This window comes from Tetragenococcus solitarius NBRC 100494 (assembly GCF_001544195.1).
Classification (GTDB): domain Bacteria; phylum Bacillota; class Bacilli; order Lactobacillales; family Enterococcaceae; genus Tetragenococcus; species Tetragenococcus solitarius.
Genome location: NZ_BCPY01000003.1, coordinates 114,574 through 136,819, shown reverse-complemented (window position 1 = coordinate 136,819; position 22,246 = coordinate 114,574). Strand labels below are relative to the sequence as shown.

The 22,246-nt window shown below is 36.3% G+C and carries 22 protein-coding genes, 1 tRNA gene and 1 other RNA gene; 19 read left to right on the top strand and 5 right to left on the bottom strand.

The features are described 5' to 3' along the window. Positions 1-81: 81 nt before the first annotated feature. The 4 genes from TS1_RS02070 (at position 82) to TS1_RS02055 (ending at position 5,582) form a co-directional block, all read left to right on the top strand. Complete coding sequence (locus TS1_RS02070; RefSeq protein ID WP_068707323.1) at positions 82-1,266, top strand: NAD(P)-dependent oxidoreductase; 1,185 nt, start codon at positions 82-84, stop codon at positions 1,264-1,266. 202 nt (positions 1,267-1,468) lie between these two features. Further along, a complete protein-coding gene (gene sufB, locus TS1_RS02065) occupies positions 1,469-2,863 on the top strand; it encodes a Fe-S cluster assembly protein SufB (protein ID WP_068707317.1) in 1,395 nt (464 codons plus the stop codon). 296 nt (positions 2,864-3,159) lie between these two features. Next, the gene (locus TS1_RS02060; RefSeq protein WP_068707314.1) at positions 3,160-4,827 is read left to right on the top strand and encodes a PTS transporter subunit EIIC; all 1,668 of its coding nucleotides are present in this window, start codon (positions 3,160-3,162) and stop codon (positions 4,825-4,827) included. Then, positions 4,824-5,582, top strand: a complete 759-nt coding sequence (locus tag TS1_RS02055) for an HAD-IIB family hydrolase (protein ID WP_068707313.1) — start codon at positions 4,824-4,826, stop codon at positions 5,580-5,582. The genes TS1_RS02060 and TS1_RS02055 overlap by 4 nt, the downstream gene beginning before the upstream one ends. A 53-nt stretch (positions 5,583-5,635) precedes the next feature. On the opposite strand, the gene TS1_RS02050 is transcribed toward TS1_RS02055, so the two are convergent. Together TS1_RS02050 and TS1_RS02045 are read right to left on the bottom strand one after the other, a co-directional pair. After that, complete coding sequence (locus tag TS1_RS02050) at positions 5,636-6,397, bottom strand: MurR/RpiR family transcriptional regulator (RefSeq protein WP_068707311.1); 762 nt, start codon at positions 6,395-6,397, stop codon at positions 5,636-5,638. A 100-nt stretch (positions 6,398-6,497) separates the two neighbouring features. Further along, positions 6,498-7,130 (bottom strand): helix-turn-helix domain-containing protein, encoded by a 633-nt coding sequence (locus TS1_RS02045; RefSeq protein WP_068707309.1) that lies wholly within the window; start codon positions 7,128-7,130, stop codon positions 6,498-6,500. A 260-nt stretch (positions 7,131-7,390) separates the two neighbouring features. Here TS1_RS02045 and TS1_RS02040 point away from each other — a divergent pair, with 260 nt between their 5' ends. The 3 genes from TS1_RS02040 to TS1_RS12760 all read left to right on the top strand — a co-directional run bounded on the left by TS1_RS02040 (position 7,391) and on the right by TS1_RS12760 (position 10,572). Next, positions 7,391-7,834, top strand: a complete 444-nt coding sequence (locus TS1_RS02040) for a flavodoxin (protein WP_068707308.1) — start codon at positions 7,391-7,393, stop codon at positions 7,832-7,834. A gap of 317 nt (positions 7,835-8,151) precedes the next feature. Continuing rightward, a complete protein-coding gene (gene spxB / locus TS1_RS02035) occupies positions 8,152-9,933 on the top strand; it encodes a pyruvate oxidase (RefSeq protein ID WP_068707306.1) in 1,782 nt (593 codons plus the stop codon). A gap of 504 nt (positions 9,934-10,437) precedes the next feature. Next, positions 10,438-10,572, top strand: coding sequence for a hypothetical protein (locus TS1_RS12760; RefSeq protein ID WP_281177349.1), 135 nt, complete (start codon positions 10,438-10,440; stop codon positions 10,570-10,572). Positions 10,573-10,621: 49 nt separating this feature from the next. Here TS1_RS12760 and dapD read toward each other — a convergent pair whose 3' ends face one another. Genes dapD through dapA form a run of 3 tightly spaced genes read right to left on the bottom strand, consistent with a single transcriptional unit; the run spans position 10,622 to position 12,983 of the window. Then, entirely contained in the window at positions 10,622-11,323 is a 702-nt protein-coding gene (gene dapD, locus TS1_RS02030) for a 2,3,4,5-tetrahydropyridine-2,6-dicarboxylate N-acetyltransferase (protein WP_068707304.1), read from the bottom strand. Between the two features lie 12 nt (positions 11,324-11,335). After that, entirely contained in the window at positions 11,336-12,085 is a 750-nt protein-coding gene (gene dapB / locus TS1_RS02025) for a 4-hydroxy-tetrahydrodipicolinate reductase (RefSeq protein ID WP_068707302.1), read from the bottom strand. 16 nt (positions 12,086-12,101) lie between these two features. Then, positions 12,102-12,983 carry a 4-hydroxy-tetrahydrodipicolinate synthase gene (gene dapA / locus TS1_RS02020; RefSeq protein WP_068707300.1) on the bottom strand — a complete coding sequence of 294 codons (882 nt, stop codon included), beginning with the start codon at positions 12,981-12,983 and terminating at the stop codon, positions 12,102-12,104. A 162-nt stretch (positions 12,984-13,145) separates the two neighbouring features. On the opposite strand from dapA, the gene TS1_RS02015 reads away from it, so the two are divergent. The 12 genes from TS1_RS02015 to TS1_RS01960 all read left to right on the top strand — a co-directional run bounded on the left by TS1_RS02015 (position 13,146) and on the right by TS1_RS01960 (position 22,099). Beyond that, complete coding sequence (locus tag TS1_RS02015) at positions 13,146-14,315, top strand: M20 metallopeptidase family protein (protein WP_068707298.1); 1,170 nt, start codon at positions 13,146-13,148, stop codon at positions 14,313-14,315. Next, a complete protein-coding gene (gene lysA / locus TS1_RS02010) occupies positions 14,312-15,610 on the top strand; it encodes a diaminopimelate decarboxylase (protein ID WP_068707296.1) in 1,299 nt (432 codons plus the stop codon). The genes TS1_RS02015 and lysA overlap by 4 nt, the downstream gene beginning before the upstream one ends. Before the next feature lie 9 nt (positions 15,611-15,619). Next, positions 15,620-16,444, top strand: a complete 825-nt coding sequence (gene dapF / locus TS1_RS02005; protein WP_068707294.1) for a diaminopimelate epimerase — start codon at positions 15,620-15,622, stop codon at positions 16,442-16,444. 83 nt (positions 16,445-16,527) lie between these two features. Beyond that, positions 16,528-17,235 carry a zinc metallopeptidase gene (locus TS1_RS02000; protein ID WP_068707292.1) on the top strand — a complete coding sequence of 236 codons (708 nt, stop codon included), beginning with the start codon at positions 16,528-16,530 and terminating at the stop codon, positions 17,233-17,235. Positions 17,236-17,319: 84 nt separating this feature from the next. Next, complete coding sequence (locus TS1_RS01995; RefSeq protein ID WP_068707290.1) at positions 17,320-17,649, top strand: hypothetical protein; 330 nt, start codon at positions 17,320-17,322, stop codon at positions 17,647-17,649. Positions 17,650-17,711: 62 nt separating this feature from the next. After that, positions 17,712-18,224, top strand: coding sequence for a tRNA adenosine(34) deaminase TadA (gene tadA / locus TS1_RS01990; RefSeq protein WP_068707288.1), 513 nt, complete (start codon positions 17,712-17,714; stop codon positions 18,222-18,224). A gap of 33 nt (positions 18,225-18,257) precedes the next feature. Next, an RNA gene (ffs, locus tag TS1_RS01985) (signal recognition particle sRNA small type) lies at positions 18,258-18,357 on the top strand. A gap of 116 nt (positions 18,358-18,473) precedes the next feature. Continuing rightward, positions 18,474-18,547 (top strand) — tRNA-Pro (locus TS1_RS01980). Between the two features lie 111 nt (positions 18,548-18,658). Beyond that, on the top strand, positions 18,659-20,047 hold the full coding sequence (locus TS1_RS01975) for a bifunctional metallophosphatase/5'-nucleotidase (RefSeq protein WP_068707286.1): 1,389 nt from the start codon (positions 18,659-18,661) through the stop codon (positions 20,045-20,047). Positions 20,048-20,067: 20 nt separating this feature from the next. Continuing rightward, positions 20,068-20,676 (top strand): YutD family protein, encoded by a 609-nt coding sequence (locus TS1_RS01970; RefSeq protein ID WP_068707284.1) that lies wholly within the window; start codon positions 20,068-20,070, stop codon positions 20,674-20,676. Positions 20,677-20,681: 5 nt separating this feature from the next. Beyond that, positions 20,682-21,452, top strand: coding sequence for a TIGR01457 family HAD-type hydrolase (locus TS1_RS01965; RefSeq protein WP_068707282.1), 771 nt, complete (start codon positions 20,682-20,684; stop codon positions 21,450-21,452). Then, positions 21,449-22,099: a TIGR01906 family membrane protein gene (locus TS1_RS01960; protein ID WP_068707280.1), complete on the top strand. Its 651-nt coding sequence runs from the start codon at positions 21,449-21,451 to the stop codon at positions 22,097-22,099. Before TS1_RS01965 ends, TS1_RS01960 begins: the two co-directional genes overlap by 4 nt. Positions 22,100-22,246: the final 147 nt, after the last annotated feature.

The following is a 22,246-nucleotide window of genomic DNA, read 5'->3' as shown; positions in this document are numbered from 1 at the left end:
AAAGTTTATTGCTATTATTTTACCTCATTTTTGGGGAAAATTTTATTAAAATGTTTTAGAGAGGAAATGGAGGAAGGCTGTATGTACCAAATTTTAACCTTAGACGAACTTTCACTCAGGTTACAACGTCGTTTAAACAGAGTGGAGCGTTTTGAATTTTCGGCTGATTTCACACGTCCCGGTGCAATTTTTGTTCGGAGTGCACAAGTTCCTGATCAATTAATTACAGAGAATCTTTTGGTTGTTGGACGTGCTGGAATCGGCATCAATAACATCAATGTTAAAGCTTGTACGAGAAATGGTACCATGGTTTTTAATACGCCTGGAGTGAATGCGAATGCCGTCAAGGAATTGGTGCTTACAAGTTTATTAAACAGCGTTCGTCCAATCGAAAAAGCTGCAGATGCTGTGCAAAACTTAACAGGAGAGAATATATTAGAGCAAGCTGAACAAATTCGTAACCATTACATTGGCGGGGAATTAATAGGAAAGTCAATCGGTATTTTAGGTTTAGGTGCTATTGGAGAACAAGTGGCACGTGCTTGTTTTAATTTGGGTATGGATGTCATTGGTTATGCCCGACAGCCCCGTAATCAAAATTATTTTGAGCAGGTCTATGCACTGAAAGATCTTTTGTCACGGTCGGATTTTGTGATTATTTTATTACCGCTGACTGATGAAACAAAAGGAATGTTTAACAGTGAGGCATTTTCATCTATGCGTAAAGAAACGATACTATTTAACTTTGGGCGCGGCGAAATTGTCAATAATGCAGCGCTACTTTCTGCATTAGCAAATGAACAGATACAAGGTTATGTATCAGATTTTCCTAGTAGGGAGCTTTTGCAAAACCCAAAAATTAAGTTACTGCCACATATGGGTGGTACGACCGGAAAAGCGCTACAAGATGGTGCGATGGCTGCCATGCGTAATATGCGCGACTTTCTAATTTACGGAACAGTGCGTCAATCGGTGAATTTTCCAGACGTTTTTCTGCCTTTTACTGCGCCTATACGTTTAACTATTTTTTATGTTGATCAACCCAAAATATTTTCGGAAATCTCTCAAAAAATCTCCGCTCATAATATTGAAATTGATATCTTAGCCAGTGAACGTTATGAAGGTTACGTTTACACGTTGATCGATTTAGACGAAGCAGATTTGCCTAAAATTAGAAAAGTAACAAATGAACTCGACCAAATACCAGCTGTTATTCGTTTGCGATTGTTGAAAAACCCCAATTGGGCACCTACCATTTACTTGTAAAGTCGTTCAATAATTCTCAATTAAAAAAGCCAATCTAGCGAGCTTTAAACCGGAGAATAGGCGGTATAAAGGCCTTAAATTGATTTGACATTGTTTGGTCGTGCAGGTAGAATTTGTGTTATAATTAGAATGATTCTAGTGAAACTTAAAACAATCTCTAGTAAGAAAGTATGTATTACTAATGAGAGGAGTTATATAAAAGATGACAGTCGAAACAAAAAGCAGAGAATACGAGTATGGGTTTCATGATGATATTGAGCCTATTTATTCTAGTGGTAGTGGATTAACGGAAGAAACGGTACAAGAAATGTCTCGCTTAAAAAATGAACCGCAATGGATGCTTGATTATCGCTTACGTTCATTAGAACTATTTCACAAACTCCCTTTGCCTGATTGGGGACCGGACTTATCGGGAATTAATTTCGATGATGTGGTCTATTTCCAGCGCTCCAGTGAAAAAAATACGAATAATTGGGATGATGTGCCAGATAAAATAAAAAATACTTTTGAACGGTTAGGGATTCCTCAAGCAGAGCGCAAGTATTTAGCAGGTGCAGCAGCTCAATACGAATCTGAAGTGGTTTATCACAATATGAAGGAGGAGTTTGCCAAGCAAGGGGTTATTTTTACTGATACGGATACCGCATTAAAAGAATATCCAGAACTAGTAAAAAAATACTTTGCCAGTGTGATTTCTAATTCTGAGCATAAGTTTGCTGCATTAAATGGTGCCGTCTGGTCGGGAGGAACATTTATTTATGTTCCTAAAGGAGTTCAATGTGAAATTCCTGTCCAAACCTATTTCCGGATTAATGGTGAAAATGCAGGACAGTTTGAACGTTCCCTGATTATCGTTGATGAAGGAGCTTCAATTCAATATATCGAAGGATGTACAGCACCGAACTATTCAGCAAATAGTCTGCATGCTGCTAGTGTTGAAATTATTGTAAAAAAGGATGCTTTTTTTCGTTATACAACCATCCAAAATTGGTCAGATAATGTTTATAATCTGGTAACTGAAAGAGGTAAGGTAGAAGAAAACGGCACTTTAGAATGGATTGATGGAAACCTTGGTAGCAAGGTAAACATGAAGTATCCATGTAGCATCTTAAAAGGTCCACATTCCAAAACTTCCGTATTGTCGATGGCTTTTGCTAATTATGGACAACACTTGGATGCTGGCTGTAAGGTATATCACAATGCTCCTAATACCTCAAGTACATTAATTTCAAAATCGGTTGCAAAAGGTGGCGGAAAGACAGATTATCGTGGGCAAGTGTCATTTGGTCGTAATAGCACAGGCTCTAAATCTCATATTGAATGTGATACGATTTTAATGGATGATAAGTCTACTTCTGATACGATTCCTTATAATGAAATTTTAAACAACAACGTTGCTTTAGAACATGAAGCCAGTGTATCGAAAATTTCTGAGGATCAATTATTTTATTTAATGTCTCGTGGCATTAGTGAAGAAGATGCCACAGCGATGATTATTAACGGGTTTATGGATCCCATTACTAAAGAACTGCCGATGGAATATGCTGTAGAGATGAACCAGCTAATCAATATGAGCATGGAAGGTTCTGTTGGTTAAAAATCAGTTTTCTTGTAAAAAAGAAGAGTATCTACATTATTAGAGAAATAACGGTAAAGGCTAGAAAAATCCTTTCTTTTTGCATGAAATGAAGAGAAGTTACGCTGACTTGTCTTGATTTATTAATAAAAGAAGGAAAGTTTGCTGTTCTTTTCTTCTAAAAGATTCTTTAACAGTATTGTCAAAGTAGTTTTTTACTAAAAAACTACTTTTTTTCTTTTCAGGTCATTTATTATACAAAGATTTGTAAGCGCTTTTTAAAATGTTAATATAAGTAAAAAGAGGAGGGAAAAGGAATGGAGAAAAATAAAAAAACAAGTAAAAAGGATCAATTTCTGTTTGTTTTTGAAACTTTTGGTCGTTCGTTTTTATTACCTGTGTCAGTATTACCTGCAGCAGGGATTCTAAAAGGAATTGGGTCTGCTTTTACGAATGAAAACACGATTGAAATGCACACTTGGATGCAAAATGATATTTTGCAATTTATTATGGGATTTTTAGAAACGTTAGGCAATGTCGCTTTTGATAACTTACCAGTTATTTTTGCAGTAGGAGTCGCTGTGGGCTTGGCAAAACAAGAAAAAGGATCCGCCGCACTTTCGGGTTTGTTAGGATTCCTTGTTTTGCATAGTACTTTAAATTTTTTGTTAGATGTTTCAGGCAGATTGGTAGATAGTGGCGCTGAAAACACGGATGAATTGATGGCTCAAGCTATGCAGACTAATGTTTTAGGGATTCAAACAATGGATTTAAATGTTTTTGGCGGAATTATTACTGGTGTAGTCGTTTACCTCGTACATAAAAAAGCGATAAGAATTGAAGTCCCGCAAGTCTTTGGCTTTTTTAGCGGTCCACGTTTAGTGCCAATTTTAATTATTCCCACAATGGCTTTGGTTGCGATATTATTTTTCTTTATTTGGCCGATTATTCAACAAGGAATTAACCTTTTATCACTAGCGGTATTAAAGTCCGGCTATGCTGGGACATTTGCTTATGGGTTAGCGGAACGATTATTGTTGCCTTTTGGTTTGCATCATGGTATTAACTGGCCTATCCGTACAACGCCGCTTGGTGGAGTATTTATGATTGATGGTAAAGAATTTGCTGGTACAATCAATGCTTATATGGCTGCTTTATCAAGTAATGCGCCCATTGACCCAATGATTACACGGTTTTCGGCTGGCAAGTTTGTGTTTAACATGTTTGGTTTGCCTGGTGCAGCTTTAGCTATGTACAAAACAGCACGTCCTGAAAACCGTAAAACAGTTGGTTCTTTGTTACTAGCAGCTGCTTTGACGTCATTTTTCACCGGAATTACCGAACCGCTTGAGTTTACTTTTCTTTTTGTAGCTCCAGCTCTTTATGGAATCCACGCAGTCTTAGCTGGATTGACCATGCTTGTCACAAATATTGTAGGTGCTGCTTTCTTGACTCCGACAGGCCATGGTTTGATTAACTTTCTTATTTATGGGGTTTTACAAGGAACACGGACGAAATGGTATTTATTACCTATTTTAGGTGTCATTTGTTTTGTCGTTTACTATTTTGTATTTGATTTTGCGATTAAAAAATTCGACTTTAAAACACCGGGAAGAGAGGCGGACCCAGCAACAATCAAGTTGCATGGCAAAGACGAAACTCGAGAGAAGATGGGGTTAAAGACCTTAAAAGATCAAGGAAAATCAACTTCTTCTACTGCGGATGGGAAACTGAGCTTGCACGAACAAGCCTTACAACTGATTGATGCTCATGGCGGAAAAGAAAATATAACCGCAGTAGATGCTTGTATTACTCGTTTACGAATTAATGTTAAAGACCCTTCGATTGTTGATTCCCAGCGGATACAAAATAAACTTGAAGCTTTAGGATTTGCCACTTCCGGTATGCAAATGCAGTCCATTTATGGTGGCAAGGCAAATCAATTGAAAGTTGAAATTCAAGACATTTTAGGATTGGCGGAATGATGATGAAAAAAAAGCTATTGGTAACGGATTTAGATGGGACTTTTGTTAAGAATTCACAAGAAGTAGCTAAAAAAGACCGTGAATTTTTGATACAAATAAAATCGGATATGCACTTGGGAATTGCCACGGGTCGTTCAGTAAAAGAAATCGAATATATTGAACAACAAATTCAAACTACTGTTGATGTAAAGATTGGTTTTAATGGAGGATTGATTGAAGTTGCTGGAAAAAAAGCATTTGAAGCTTTTATCGATAGGAAAAACTTAGCAGACTTGTTGTTTTATATTCAGTCCAATGACTTGGTCTATGACGCTTTAGACGGAAAACGTCGTATCGGAACTTATGTAACAGAAGACAAAGGCAGAGTCTGGAATGTACATTTAATAAAACCGCAAGATATGTTTGCAGAGATTCTTCCTTTAAAAATATATAAAATTAATATACGCCCAGAAACAGGGCGCTGCGATAATGTTTTGGCCCAGTTACAAAATCATTTTCCTAATCTTTCCATTTGTAAAAGCGGTCCCCGGCGAATCGAAATTACTCCGTCAGCTATTACAAAAGGGAGTGCAATTGAATTTATTTGTAAAAAAGAGTCGCTGGAGGTCATTGCGGTTGGTGATTCTGAAAATGACATTAGTATGTTTCAAGCAGCAAAAAAAAGCTTCTGTCTTAGTCACGCATCTCAAGAGGTGCAAGCACAAGCGGACATTATTATTGATAATTTTTATGAAGTTGGAAAATTTATTGATTAAAAGTAGATAGAGGCTACACCCATACAAGAGATAGCTAATTTGGATGGGTGTAGTTATTTATTTTCTTCTTCATTTTTCAATAAAATGGTTTCAAAAATTATTTCTGATGCAACAGATAACATTAAACGAGAACGTAGCTTTGTCCGTTTTTGAGGGGTTTGATAAGTCAATAAGGAAATGTCTGAAAGGTTGGCTAAAGGATTGTTAGAAAAACCAGTTACAGAAATAATCGTTACACCATTGGTTTTATTTTCGACCACACTTGCTAAAATTTGCTCTTCTTTACCACTTAAAGAAAAGATGAGTAAACAATCATCTTTTGTGGCTACATCTGCAATATCGCGAAAGGGCGCAGCTTCAGTATAATTATTTGACCATAAGCCGAATTGTTTAAGCTTACGATTTAGTGAATTAACTACACTGACACTAGAACCCATGGCCATACAAAAAATACGGTGACTTTGTAAAACAACGCTAGCAATTGCATAAAGCTTGTCTTTATCCATCATAGCGATGGTGCGAGAAAAATCAGAAGAGAAGGTACTTATTAATAATTCATAACTTTCTTCAGAATTTAGTGCGCTTTCTTGTTTTTCAGAATTAGCCAGCGCATATTTAAAATCAGTAAAGGAACGATACGAAAGCTTTTTAATAGCTCGAACGATAGTAGGAGCCGAAATATGCAGACTTTTTTGAATCACTTTCATTTTTAAATTTAAAAAATCTCCATTGTTTAAAATGTAATCAATTACCAGTTGCTCTGTACTTGAAAGATCATCATAATGATTTTGGATATGACGATAAACCGTATCCATTGTTATTGTCTCCTTGTAATCTTGTTTTCGTTTATTATAACATAGCTCCCTTTTTTGTAATCAAGCTGAAAAAGCGGTTTACGATAAAGAAAAGCTCTAATTAGCCGATATACTTATACAATGTGTATTTTGAAATATTAAAATGTCTGGCGATTTTATCACCAGATTTTGTAATTAAAAAAGCTCCCTTGTTATTTAAAAATTGGATACTTTTGATCTTATCTTCCTTAGTCATTAAGGCTGCAGGTTTACCGATTAAATTGTCAGCTTCTTTGATTAGTTCTTCTAGTACTGTATTTACGTCTTGAAAAGCAGAGTCTAGCTTCTGCTTAGACTCCTCTTTTTTGTTAGCAGCTGTTAATTTATGTAGAGCATTTTCAGCCGCATACAAGCTAGAAATATCAAAATTAATTATGAAAATCGCTTCAATTTGCCCACTGGTCCCCTTATAAAATAAAGAGCTGGTTTTTAATATTTGGCCTTGTTGTGTGCGTGTCAATTCGCTATAACGATCTTGAATTTCTTTAGGATCTTTTTGTAATATATTTAATATAAATTGCGGTGGGGTACTGTCAGATGACGTCTTGACAAGGCCTGCTTCAACTGTTGTGATTGTATGTATTGTTTTATTTTCGTCTACTTCATATAACACTACTTTACAGTCTTCACCAAATTGAGTGGTCATCATTTTAGCAAGCTGTTTTAAAAAGTTGGCATTTTGCTCTGACAACATAAGTATCCCTCCAATATAAATATTTTTTACTAGTTCTTGTAATAGTACCATGGATGACTTAGTGGGACAAACGCTTATACAATAAAAACTAGTACACAAAAAAGCAAGTGAGCCCAAATTTTTCATAAAATTGGATCAAAAAATGCTTGTCCTTATATTATAGAGTGCATGTTGCCATTTGACTTGTTTGTGATATAGTTAACTTGATTGGTTAACGACTCAATATAACGATTGATTTTATAAATGAAAGGATGTCGGAGATGACGTTAGCAAAAATTATCTATGCTAGTATGACAGGAAATACAGAAGAAATTTCAGAAATTTTAGAAGACCAATTTTCTAGTTTAGGTATAGAAGTAGAGCGGGTAAATGCAGATGATGCCCAAGAAGACTTTTTTGAGGATGCAGATATTTGTGTTGTAGCAACTTACACATATGACGAAGGACAATTTCCGTTTGAACTGGAGGATTTCTATGATGATCTTTTTGATCAAGATCTTTCTGGTAAAGTCTATGGAGTGGCTGGCAGCGGCGATAGTGAGTTATACCCTGAGTTTTTCTGTGATGCGGCCATTAATTTTGATTATGCTTTTAGTAAAACGGGTGCGATACAAGGTCATGAAGTTGTAAAAATCGAAAATGACGCAGAAGATGAAGATAAAATTCGTTTACAAGAATTTGTAAAATCATTGGCAAACACTTAGAAGTTTCTACTGTGTTACGTGTTACAGGCAGAAGTTTCCCGTTTAAAATAATGGGAGCTTTTTTATTGCAATTATTAGCTTCTTAAGTGTAAAATCTATTGAGGTAAATGTAGACAAATGAAAAAGGAAGAGTATTTTGAGTAATTATGTTGCTGGGGGCTGATTACTACAAAGACAGTTTTCTTATAATGCTTGCTATCGTCGTTTGGCAAGAACTGTATAAAAGACGATAACAAACAGAATCTTTGCAATATTATTTCATACATATTACCATAAAAAAAGAATTAGGTATAATCGAAAGGAGAAAGAAGGTTATTATGGCTGAACAAAAAGTAGATGGATGGGTTGCAGGACTTAAAGTGTTAGAGGACTGGGGCGTACAAAACGTTTTCGGTATTCCTGCTGGCTCATTAAACTCTTTGATGGATGCATTTGAAAAAGAACAAGAAAATATTGATTTTATTCAAGTACGCCATGAAGAAACAGGAGCACAAGCGGCAGCAATGTATGCTAAATTCACCAATAAGATAGGTGTTTGTCTTGGTTCTGCCGGACCTGGAGCCACCCATTTATATAACGGCTTATACGATGCTAAATTTGATCATGTTCCGGTATTGGCTATTTTAGGTCAACGTGCGCTTAGAGAGGCCAATATGGATGCGTTCCAAGAAATGAATCAAAATCCATTATTTAATGATGTTGCGGTATATAACCGCCGAGTAGCTTACCCAGAACAATTGCCTAAAGTGATTGATGAAGCTGTTCGTACAGCAATTGCTAATAATGGTGTAGCTGCAGTAGAAGTTCCAGTTGATTTTGGCTGGGAACAACTAGACGAAGGTAGTTGGTATTCATCAGCAGCAGATTATCGTGAATTTCCTAAACTTGGATTAAACGAAGAAGATATTGACGCTGCAGTAGAAATCTTATCTAATGCTAAACGTCCAGTAATTTATGCAGGAAAAGGTACACGTGGTCATTCAGACGAAGTAGTAGCGCTAAGCCGTAAAATTAAAGCACCTGTAGCTATTACAGGAATTAACTTCGATGATTATGACTATGATTTTGATGCACTTTTAGGTTCTGCTCACCGTGTAGGCTGGAAACCAGCCAATGAAGCATTTGAAGAAGCCGACGTGGTACTTTTTGCTGGTAGTAACTTCCCATTTGCTGAAGTAACAGGTAAATTTGATCATGTAGATAAATTTATCCAAATTGATATTGATCAACAAAAATTAGGAAAACGTCATTTTGCTGATGTTGCTATTCTTGGCGACGGTGGCGCTGCCATAAAAGCTATTACAGATAAAATCGATGAAAAAGAAGATAACGGTTGGTATCAAGCAAATATCGATAATGCTGCGAACTGGAAAGCTTATATGCAAAAACTAGAAAACAAAAAATCTGGTCCTTTACAATTGTACCAAGTATTTAACGCGATTAATAAAGTATCGACAGAAGATGCGATTTATTCTATAGACGTAGGAAATACAACACAAACGTCTATTCGTCACTTGCACATGACACCGAAAAACTTATGGCGTACTTCTGAAGTATTTGCCACAATGGGCAATGGTCTACCAGGTTCATTAGGGGCAAAATTAGGTTATCCAGATCGTCAAGTTTGGGATTTGTCTGGTGATGGTGGTTTTGCTATGTCAATGCAAGACGTTATTACAGCTGTCAAATATAATTTGCCTTCTATTCATGTGGTATTTACCAATGAACGGTTTGGCTTCATTCGTGACGAACAAGAAGACACTAATGATAACTATTATGGTGTTGATATTGCTAACATGGACTTTGCAGCAATTGCTAAAGCACAAGGGGCTGTGGGATATACAGTGACTGAAATTTCACAACTTGACGATGTTTTTGCAAAAGCAAAAGCTGATGAAGAAGCGGGTCGTGTAGTATTAATCGATGCTAAAATCACAGAAGAACGTCCACTTCCAGTGGAAGAATTAAAATTAGATCCTTACTTCTTCTCTGACAATGAAGTAAACGAATTTAAAAAACGTTATGAAGCAGAAGAATTACAACCATTCTGCCATTACTTACAAGAACATGGATTAGAAGTTAAACAGCATAATCGTTAATAATATTAATTAACAGAAAAGAATTGTTGTTAGGAATACAAGCAACTTCAAAAAGCGGTCGGAAATGATTTTTATTTCCGATCGTTTTTTTGTTCGTGTTAACTGTTATAAAAGTGAAAAAAACTGGTAATGAATAAAATCACTCTAGAAAGAAAACTAGAGGAAGTTTAGCAAAGCCACTCTCAAAAGTAAAAAAATAGAGGTTTTAAGAATTTTTATCACTCATTGTTCATAAAGTCGAGTTAAAAAGAAAATGTGGTTTATAATATTAACTAACTAAAGTGACATTTAGCAGTCAATTATTCATTATATAGGTTGAAAAAAGCACTATCTTTTCGCTCTTAAACTCAATTGTTAGAGCCATCTTAAGAAACGTCCGCTAAAATTATAATTTCATAAGAATTTGAAAGAAAGTTAGTAGTAATAACCAAATCTGGTTACAATAAAATTGTGAAAAGGGCAAGGAGTCCTTAAATATTTTTACAGGAGGGAATATTTAAATAAATGGATACCAAAACGAAAGTTGCTGCCGGATTTTTAGCTTTGTTGACGTTTTTCTCTGCTCCAGTATTTTCGCTTTTTATGGGTGCACTTATTGTTATTTATTTACACCGTAAACAAAAAAGAGCCAGTATTTAATTAAAGAAGCGGGAGAGCCTTTTCTAATGAAGGCTCTCCCGCTTCTTTCTTAGCCGCGTAATTCATCTAAAAATTGGGTTTTTGAAGAAGTTTTCTCATCTCTTGTTTTGAGTATTTTTGCTGGAGTGCCGCCTACGACACTGCCTGCTTTTACATCTTTTGTTACAACTGAGCCGGCTGCTACGATAGCATCTTTACCAATGTGTACGCCTTCTAGAATAACAGAATTCGCACCAATTAATACGTTATCTTCAATAATAACAGGATCAGCAGAAGGTGGTTCTAGGACACCGGCTAACACAGAGCCGGCGCCAATATGCGCACGTTTGCCTACGGTAGCTCGTGCTCCTAGCACGGCGCCCATATCGATCATTGTTTCTTCACCAACAACAGCTCCAATGTTGATGATAGCTCCCATCATAATGACCGCATTTTTTTCGATGATTACTTGGTCACGAATCATTGCACCAGGCTCAATTCGTGCATCGACAGTGGTAAAGTCTAGCATAGGAACGGCGGAATTCCTACGATCATTTTCGATATAATAGTCGTTAATGACTTTTTTGTTTTCAGTTAAAAATTGTTGAACAGAAGCAACATCACCAATGACAAGATTACCAAATGTTTTTACATTAGCAGTAGTCATTTGTGACATATCTCCATTGATATAAGCTTTAACAGGTGTTTCTTTTTCAGCTTCTTTAATGTAATTGGCAATTTCGTAAGCATCTGTAAATTGTAATTCTCCCATTTTTTCACCTCTTTATTTTAATAAATCGCTCATCGAATAAAGCCCTGGCTTCTTATCTTTTAAAAATTCACCTGCTTTTAAAGCACCATTAGCAAAGATACGACGAGATAATGCAGTATGTTTCAATTCAATCATTTCGTCCTTTCCAGCATAAAGGACCGCATGTTCTCCAGGGATTGTACCACCTCGTACGGCATGAATCCCTATTTCATTTTTTGAACGAGCATTTTCTTGACCAGAGCGTCCCAAAATATAATCCTTTTTTTCTTCAGCAGCGGCATTGATGCTATCGGCCAGTAACAAGGCTGTTCCACTAGGGGCATCCTTTTTTTGGTTGTGATGTTTTTCTACGATTTCAATATCAAAGTCCTCTTCTAGTGCAGGTGTTATTTTTTGCAAGGCTTCAATTAAAACATTAACTCCTAGCGACATATTGGCAGAGTAAAAAATTGGAACCATTTGACTTGCTTTGTCTATTTGTTGTTTGGTATTTTCAGATAAACCTGTAGTTGCAATGACAATGGCTAGCTTTTTTTGTACGCATTGGTCTACTAAAGTAGCAACACTATTATCATGTGAAAAATCAATGACAACATCCGCTGCTTCAGTAACATCTGCCAATGTTTGATAGACTGGAAAGTCTGCTTCTTGCTGAGTGCGATCAATACCTGCAACAATGGTTAATTCTTTGTTCTGGTTAATTTCTTCTTGTATTTCTTGCCCCATACGTCCAAAACAACCATTTAAAATAATATGCAGCATTTATTATCATTTCTCCTTATAAAAGACCGTATTTTGTCATTTGTGTTTTTAAGTTTGCTAAAGTTTCTGTTTCGGGTTCAGCTAAAGGCAAACGATAAAACAATTCGCATTTGCCTAAAAGTGAGACCGCAGCTTTGATCGGAACAGGATTGACTTCTGAAAAAACTGCTTGAATTAGTGGCAATTGCTTTAACTGCGTTCTGCGAGCTTGCTCAATATTTCCATTTAAGAAATCAGCGACCATGGTTGCTGTTTCTTTCGGTAGGATATTGGAAATCGTTGAGATAACTCCAGAACCGCCTACAGCTAACAATGGCAAAACTTGGTCATCGTTGCCTGAATATAGGGCAAAATTTTCATCAACTAATTGCGCAATTTCTACAATTTGTGCGATATCTGCGCTGGCTTCTTTAATTCCTACAATATTTGGAATTTGTTTTAACTCTTTTACTGTTTCATAAGTTAAGTTCATTCCAGTACGTGAAGCAACCGAATAAAGGATAACAGGCAATTCGATGTTGCCACAAATTGCTTTATAATGAGCAATAAGACTTTTCTTTGTGGCTTTATTATAGTAAGGAGTTACAACGAGTAGCGCGTCGGCACCTACACGTTCTGCTTCTTTTGCTAAATGAATTCCGTGTTGGGTATTATTTGAACCTGTTCCAGCAATCACTGGAATTCTATGATTTACTTTTTTTACAACTGCTTCAATGACCGAAATATGTTCTTCGTCATCTAAAGTAGAGGCTTCGCCTGTAGTTCCGCAGGCAATAATTGCATTGATTCCTTCATTGACTTGCCATTCGACTAATTCATCTAACTTTTGATAGTCAACTGAACCATCTTTTTTCATTGGCGTGACTAACGCTACGCCAGAACCTGAAAATACTGCCAATATGGCCACTTCCTTTCAAATAGTTCAATGAATGAAAATGAAAATTTCTAAATTGTTTGAACTTTTTCACTATTGATTAATTGACAGTATAATATATAATGAGGACAAAATTCAATGATTTAAGCAAAACGATAACGACTTTTAAAGAGAAAGTGGATTTTTATGCAAATAACAGAAGATATTCAAAAATTATTAACCGATGTGACAAATGATCGTCGCAAGCTTCATCAAATCCCTGAATTAGGGTTAGAAGAAAAAAAGACCGCTCAATTTATTCGAGAAAAATTACAGTCATTTGGTATTACAGAAATTTATACTATGATTGCAACGGCAACCATTGCTGTTTTTCGTGGAAAAAAGCCGGGCAAGACCTTGGCTTTTCGTTCAGATATTGATGCTTTGCCTGTAACAGAGGAAACAGGGGCTATTTTTGCTTCAAAGACAGCTGGCAGAATGCACGCTTGTGGACATGATGGTCATGCTGCAGCCTTGCTTGGTTTTGCCCAATATTTAAGTCAGCACCCCGAATCGATCAGAGGAACCATCGTTTTGATTTTTCAACCGGCTGAAGAAGGGCCGGGGGGCGCGCAATTATTAATTGATGAAGGCCTGATTGAAAAATTTGGAATTGATCAAATTGTCGGTATTCATCTTTTTCCAGAATTTCCTGAAGGAACGATCGCTTGTCGCCCACACGCTATGATGGCTCGTAACGGAGAAATAACTATTAAAATTAAAGGAACAAGCTCACATGGCGCGCAACCACAACAAGGGCAAGATGCAATACTAGCAGCTTCAGCAGTGATTCAAGGATTGCATAGCATTATTTCGCGTAATATTAGCCCCCTGGACACTGGAGTATTGACTTTTGGCAAAATCACGGGCGGACAAGCGATGAATATTATTGCAGGACAGGTAAAAGTTGAAGGAACCATGCGTGCTTTTAGTGATGAAGCGTATGATATAATGACTAAGCGGGTAAAAGAAGCCGCTGAATTTATTGCACAAGGCTATGGTTGTCAGGCAGAAGTTGATTTTAATCACATGTATCGTGTGGTGGATAATGACCCTGAGATGGTTAAAGCCTTACAAAAAGTGGCCGGGAAAAATTATGTAGAATGTCAGCCGTATATGTTAGCAGAAGATTTTTCTATGTACCAACAAGTGATCCCAGGACTTTTCTTTTTTGTCGGTATACGCAATGAAGAGAAAGGATATATTTATCCACTACATAGTGGAAAAATGCAATTTGAAGAAAAAAATCTATTACAAGCTATTGATTGTTATGTACAACTTATTGATGCTTTAAATACTCAGGAGGTGGACAGTTGATAAAAGAAATAAAAGATAACCATCTTTACTGGGATGGATGCGATACGACCGAGTTAGCTGAAAATTACGGAACGCCTTTATATGTGGTTTCCCAAACGGCCATTGAAAATGAGTGTCGTGCCTTACAAGAAGAATTTATTAAAAAATATGAGAATGTCCATGTTGCTTATGCTTCAAAAGCTTTCAACCATTTGGCCATGCTCAAAATTATTGAAAAAGAAGGACTGGGGATTGACGTTGTGAGTGGGGGCGAGTTGTACACGGCCATTTGTGCTCAATTTCCTGCTGAACGTATCGAATTTAACGGCAATAATAAATCAGACGATGAATTAGAACAAGCTATTGAATACGATGTTGGTCGTATTATCGTCGATGGCAGTCAAGAATTAGATCGCATCATAGAAATTTGTCGTACAAAAGAGAAAAAAGCCAACATTTTATTCCGTATTACACCAGAAGTAGACGTGAAAACCCATCAATTTATTTCTACAGGGCAAAAAGATTCAAAATTTGGTTTGCCATTGGATGAAAAGTTGTTATTGCCTATTTTGCAGCAGGCAATTGAAAGTTCTGAAATCAATTTTTATGGGATCCATTTTCATATTGGCAGTCAACTTTTTGACAATACAACCCATTTGAAAGCCGCTAAGGTTGCTTTACAATTAGCTCTGATGATTAAAGAAAAGTTTAATTACGAAATAAAAGAATTAAATTATGGTGGAGGGTTTGGCGTTCGTTACACAAAAAATGATAAGCGGCAATCTTATGCCTATTTTCTAGATCCTTTGATGCAACTAACGGAAGATTTTTGTTTAAAAAACGGGTTGAACCGTCCAGCGATCGCTATTGAGCCTGGGCGTAGCATTGTAGCTGAAGCAGGTATTTCTCTTCATACCATTGGCAGTATTAAAACTTTGCCCGGTATTCGCAAATATGCCGCGATTGATGGGGGGATGACAGATAATATCCGTCCAGGTTTGTATCAAGCGACTTATACAGGTATGCTAGCTAATAAGGCTGCACAACCCCTGGAAGAAACAGTTACAATCTCAGGTAAGGCTTGTGAGAGTACCGATATATTGATTAAAAATATCCAACTGCCAGCAGTTACAAGCGGTGATATTTTTGCGACCTTCTCCACAGGTGCTTATGGCTATGCTATGGCGAATAATTATAATAAAATTGCTATTCCGGCTGTTGTTTTAGTCAATAAAGGACAGGCAGAATTAATCGTAAAACGACAAAGCTATGCACAAATGATTCAAAATGAACGTATTCCCGATTCTTTGAAATGAGGTAATTTTATGGAAATCCCTTTTTACAAAATGCAAGGAGCCGCCAATGACTTCATTGTTATTAATAATATGGAACTTAAATTAAGTGGTGATCAGCTCGTTTCTTTAACCAAGCAAGTTTGCCAAAAGCATTTTTCTATAGGAAGCGATGCTTTAATGGCCCTTGATTTTCCGCAAAATGATGGTGATTTTCGCATGCGTTTTTATAACGCAGATGGCACAGAAGCGGAGATGTGCGGCAATGGTGTTCGCTGTATTGCTCGTTATGCCTATGAAACAGGTATTTGTAATGAGCAGATGACGGTGGAGACCCAAGCAGGAAACGTATATTGCTGGCGTTTGAGTAAGCGTCAGTATAAAGTGCAGATGAATGAGCCATCGGTAGAAACTTTTGATATGAACTTTCCAGAAAGTAATCTTACATTAGATTATGTTGAATTAGGAAATCCTGGCGTTCCACATTTGGTTGTACACTATCCTGAGTTAAAAGCGACGTCTTTAGCAAACATCACTTCTTTGGCAGAAAAAATGCGGTCTTGGTCGGCTTTAGACAAAGGGGCAAATGTAAATTTTTACGCAGTGGATAAAAATGGCGTAGTAATATTGCGCACCTTTGAGCGTGGGGTGGAAGACTTTACTTTGGCTTGTGGGACAGGTGCTGTTTCTACAGCTTACGTATTGAAAAAAAGACGAATCATCCAAACGGATCCAGTAACGCTTCAGGTGCTAGGAGGAAGATTAGAAGTAACAGAAAACAATCAGCGCTTTTATTTGATCGGAGATACGAACATTGTCATAAAAGGGAATATTTGCGATGAAGATCTTGTTATTTAATAAAATAACACTTATTTCTTCATAGAAAATTCAATTCCTGATTGTATAATAAAGTAAATCAAAATGTAAGGAGAGAATACGTAATGTTTCCGATGGGGTTTTTCTTTGATCCAACCTTTATCCTTGTTATCATTGGAATGATTATTTCAATGATTGCTTCCTCATATGTAAATCGTACTTTTGAGCGTTATGATGCTGTAAATAGTAAAAATCAAAAGACCGGAACGGATGCTGCTTATTACATTTTACGTAGCCAAAATATTGACAATGTAGGTGTCCAACAAATTTCAGGAAATCTAACAGATAACTACAATTCTGGCAATAAAACGTTGAGTTTATCGCAAGCAACTGCCCAATCCACTTCTGTGGCAGCAATTGGCGTAGCGGCTCACGAGTGTGGTCATGCGGTACAGGATGCTAAAGGCTATTTTCCTTTGCGTTTACGTACGGCTATTGTTCCGATTGCTAACTTTGGTACAAATTTATCTATTCCTTTGTTGATTGTAGGACTTTTGATCAGTGGGTCAAGCGGTCAAGTGATTATTAATATTGGCTTATTAGCTTTTTCTTTAGCCTTTATTTTTCAATTAGTTACTTTACCCGTAGAATTTAACGCTTCAAGACGAGCTCTACAAATTTTATCTGATGGCGGCTTACTAACTGAAGAAGAAGTACCACAGGCTCGTAAAGTGTTGACAGCGGCTGCTTTAACTTATGTTGCAGCTGCGGTTAGTGTATTACTACAGTTATTAAGACTGTTTTTACTATTTGGCGGAAATCGTAGACGTTAGAAAAAATATCCTTAATAGTGTTTTTATTTGTTTTGTCATGTTATCATAGAGTGTGTATGATTAGGAAAAAAGGAGATGACGAATATGAAATTAACAACGAAAGTAACTTTGGGGTTAAGTGTGGCAGCTGCAGCTGGCATCGCCTCGACTGTATTTGTTTCAGATAAAGTAATTACTAAGGTTCGCCATATCGCAAACCGTAAGAAAGTTGAACACTTTGTAGAAGATAAATTCAATGGAAATGAAACCTTATTAAACTTTGTTGATAATCTAGAAGATAAAGACATCGAATCTTTCATGAAAGTTGCACAAAAGGTAAGCGACAAGCGTGATAAAGTGGCAGCTTATGGCGATAATGTAAAAAATGCTACTGAAAACGTTAAAGAAAAAATTGTTGATTTAATGGATCGTTAATTATAAAAAAATTCTGAGTAAATCTTCATTTACTCAGAATTTTTTATTTAGGAGGAAAATAGTTGAAAGAAACTTCACTCTTACAAGAAGAAAAACAATTTTTTATGAATGAAGCTATCAAAGAAGCACATAAAGCTTTAGAATTGGATGAAGTTCCGATTGGCGCAGTTGTGGTGTTAGACAAGCAAATTATTGGTCGCGGTCATAATATAAGAGAGAGCACGCAAAACGCCTTAAAACATGCGGAAATGATTGCTATTGAAGAAGCTTGTAGTCATGTAGGGAGTTGGCGTTTGGAAAATGCACAACTTTTTGTTACCTTAGAACCTTGTCCTATGTGTAGCGGAGCGGTATTACAATCGCGGGTTGAAGAAGTATATTTTGGCGCTTTTGATCCTAAAGCTGGTAGCTGTGGTAGTTTAATGAATTTATTAGAAGATACACGCTTTAATCATTGGTGCTATGTCGAAGCAAAAGTTTTAGAAGAACCTTGTGCCGCTTTATTACGAGATTTTTTTAAAAAAATACGGGCTAGAAAAAAGCAAAAGAAGAAAGAAATCTCAGCAAAACACTAGAAAAATTAAAAAAAATACGATATACTATTTATGCCGAAAGGCTAGGACAATGAGAACGTTGTGAAGGGTGTCAGATCTGGAAGGAAGCAGCACTAAGCAGCGGTTCTCATGTGTCTGAATAATCTTTAAGTATAAAAGTCAGATAGAAAAGTAAAAACCTAGGAAAATTCCTAGGTTATTTAGTGCTATCGTTTTTATTTTATTTATTTTTGTGACAGTTTGTTAAAAAAGCTGTTCGAGACTTATTTTCGGGAAATAGCTCAGTTTGGTAGAGCACTTGCTTCGGGAGTAAGGGGTCGCAGGTTCAAATCCTGTTTTCCCGATTTTTGATGAAGGTACACAAAAAAACAGGAGCATATTTGCTGCCTGCTTTTTTTATATAAACAAAAAAGTTAGAGAATGATAATTCTAATAGACAGAAAACGAGGAATTCTATGGAGGAAATACGGATACTACATACCAATGATTTGCATTCACATCTAGAAAATTGGCCTAAAATTCGCCGCTTTCTTCACGAACGGCAACAAGTGACTAAAAATCAGACTGCTATTACTGTTGATTTGGGGGATTTTTGTGATCGGTGGCATCCTTTAACAGAAGCGACCAATGGTAAAGCGAACATCCAATTAATGAATCAGGTATCCTATGATGCTGTTACGATTGGTAACAATGAAGGGATTGGAAATGCTAAAAGTGAATTAAATCATTTATACGATAAGGCTAATTTTCCTGTCATCTTAGATAATCTTTTTGATAAAGGTACTTTGCAACCTCCCGATTGGGCAAAGGAATATAAAATTGTGACGACACCATTGGGTACAAAGGTGGGCTTGATTGGAGCTACGGCCCCATTTCCCTTAACTTATACGCCTAATGGATGGGATGCACGCAACTGGGCGGATATTTTACCGAATATCATTCAGTTTTTGCAAACCAAGGTAGATGTTTTAGTATTATTAAGCCATTTAGGTATAAATGATGACCAGCTAATCGCTAAAGAATTGCCTGAAATCGACGTTATTTTAGGTTCACATACACATCATCTATTTGTTAAGGGAAAAAAGATAGGAGAAACTCTGCTTGCGGCGGCGGGAAAGTTTGGCGAATACGTAGGAGAAGTGAGTCTTTCTTTAAATGAACAACATCAGATAGAGTCAGCGCGAGCAAATACATTTGCTACTAAGGAAATGCTCCATTACCCTGAAGATGAGGAAGAGATCTTTCAATATATTGATAAGGGGCAAAAATTGTTACAAGAAAAGAAAGTGGCTTGGCTTCCGTATGAACTGGGTATTTTTGACCAGGAACGTTCTTTAGTCGATGAGACATTGGAAGCTGTGAAGAAAAGAGGAGAAACGCAAGCAGCTATTTTGAATACCGGGCTTTTTTTAGATGATTTATCAGCAGGTGTTGTTAATCAAGGTGATTTGCACTCTATTTTACCGCATCCGATGCATATGATTCGCGTCACTTTAAAAGGCGCAGATGTTATTCGAATGGTTTTGGAAATGGAAAAAAATCGACACTTTTTACGTAATTTTCCAGTTCGTGGGATGGGGTTCCGTGGTAAGATTTTTGGAGAAATTGCTTATTCAGGAATTCAATATGATGCAACCAATCACTCTGTCAAATGGATGAATCAACCGATTGATTCTAACAAACTTTATCGTTTTACCACTGTGGATCATTTTATGTTTATTCCTTTTTTTCCTACAATCGAAATTGCTGGTCAAGTGGAGTTTCTTTTTCCAGAATTTATTCGTACCGTTTTGGGCGATTATCTCACACAAAAATATCCACTTTCATTAGAAAACAGGTTATAATAGAGTTAGGCGGTGAAAAAATGACGAAAGACAAAGAGAATATTACAGAAGAAGTTACAGCAGTTTTATCAGAAATTGTCGAAGACAACGAAAAAGACAAACCGCAAAAGGGAAAAGAAGTATTTCCTATTAACGAAACAGAATATATGATTGATAACCGTCGGTACAAACTGGTGGCTAATTACCGTGAAGGCTTCGATGCAAGCCGTTTGGGGGAAAGATACAGTGATGTTTTAGCCAAATATGATTATATTGTCGGAGATTGGGGATACGACCAATTACGCTTAAAAGGTTTTTTCTATGTGAAAAACCGGAAATCTTCTCCTGACCAAAAGATTAATATGTTAGAAGATTACTTGTATGAATATTGTAATTTTGGTTGTGCGTATTTTGTTCTTGAGTGTGTGGATCGTCCGAATGAAAAGTCAAAAAATAATCGGCGTCGTAAAAAGGCGCATAGTAAGAAAAATAAACAGGCTCATATCACGGAAAAAACTGAAAAAGTACAAAAAAAGACAACACGCAAGCCAGAAATCAAGAAGAAACAACCAAAAGAGAAGAGCTCTAATACTAAAATGGTCACCAAAAAGAAGACAAAAGAATTTGTTATTCGAAAGAAAGAGGATTAGTGTGTATGAGGTATAAAGGGTACTTAGTAGATTTAGATGGAACAATTTATTTAGGTAATCAACCAATAGCCGCAGGAAAACGTTTTGTTGAACATTTACAGGAAAAAGAAATTCCTTTTTTATTTGTTACAAATAATACAACAAAAAGCCCGGAGGTAGTCCAAAAGCGGTTAGCTGATGAATTTGATATTCATGTAGAAAAAGAAAGGGTTTATACGGCTAGTTTGGCAACCATCGATTATATGAAAGATGATGCCAAAGGCAATAAAGTTTATGTCATCGGTGAGGCAGGACTTATCGACCTAATTTTAACGGCCGGTTTTATTTGGGATGAAAAAAATCCCGATTACGTGGTAGTTGGACTTGATTCCCAAGTAAACTATGAAAAACTTACAATAGCTACGCTTGCGATTCAAAAAGGGGCAAAATTTATTGGGACCAATTCAGATAAAAATTTACCGACAGAACGTGGTTTAGTCCCAGGAGCTGGAGCTTTGATTAGCTTGTTAGAGACTGCTACGCAAACACAGCCGACTTATGTTGGAAAACCAGAAGTAGTGATTATGGAAAAAGCCTTAGACCGTATCGGTCTATCAAAAAATGAAGTTCTTATGGTGGGCGATAATTATGAAACAGATATTTGTTCAGGTATTAATAATGGGATTGACACTTTGTTAGTTCTTTCAGGGTTTACGCCTAAAAAAGCGGTCGATTCTTTGCCTATAGCACCGACTTACGTGATAGATTGCTTAGATGAATGGGACTTTGATCAATGAAAAAAACGCAGATTTGGTTCGAACGTTTAGGAATCTTATGTCTTTATTTGACATTAATTAGTTTAGCAGTTGCTTTGGCCATTAATGCACGCTTTATTTATGTGGCAGACATTGATTATTTAAATATTTTAGATACTGTAAATTTAAGTAAAGAAAGATTATTGGATAACTATGATCAGTTGATGGCTTTTTTAAATCGTCCTTGGCTTACTGAATTAGAATTACCGGATTTTCCCATGTCGGTTGGAGGAAAGGCGCATTTTTACGATGTGAAAAAATTATTTATTTTTGATTATATTGTTTTTTTGCTGACAATTATCCCTAGCATTACTTTTTTAAATCATTTACGTAAAAATAAACGTTTTTGGCGCTTGATTCAGCCGTTTAAATGGGGAATGGCTGTGCCTATCGTTTTATTGTCTGTGATGGCTATTGGTTTTGATCGTTTTTTTGTTACCTTTCATGAATTGTTTTTCACCAATGATGATTGGTTGTTTGATCCAATGACAGATCCGATTATCAATGTATTACCAGAACAATATTTTATGCATTGTTTCTTATTCTTTTTTATTTTAATCGAAGTATTCTTTTTAATAATAATCCTTGTCGGAAAATGGGAACTAAAAAAAGCAAAGACTGCTAAATAGCGGTTTTTGCTTTTTTATCTTTGGAAAAGTTTTTTGATATTATTTATACGGTTTACTTTTATTTGTGCACAGTAATATAATTAAATAAGTATTATCTTGTGATTAGCATTTTTTTATGTTGAATTGTACAACGTAAAAAGTAGAAGA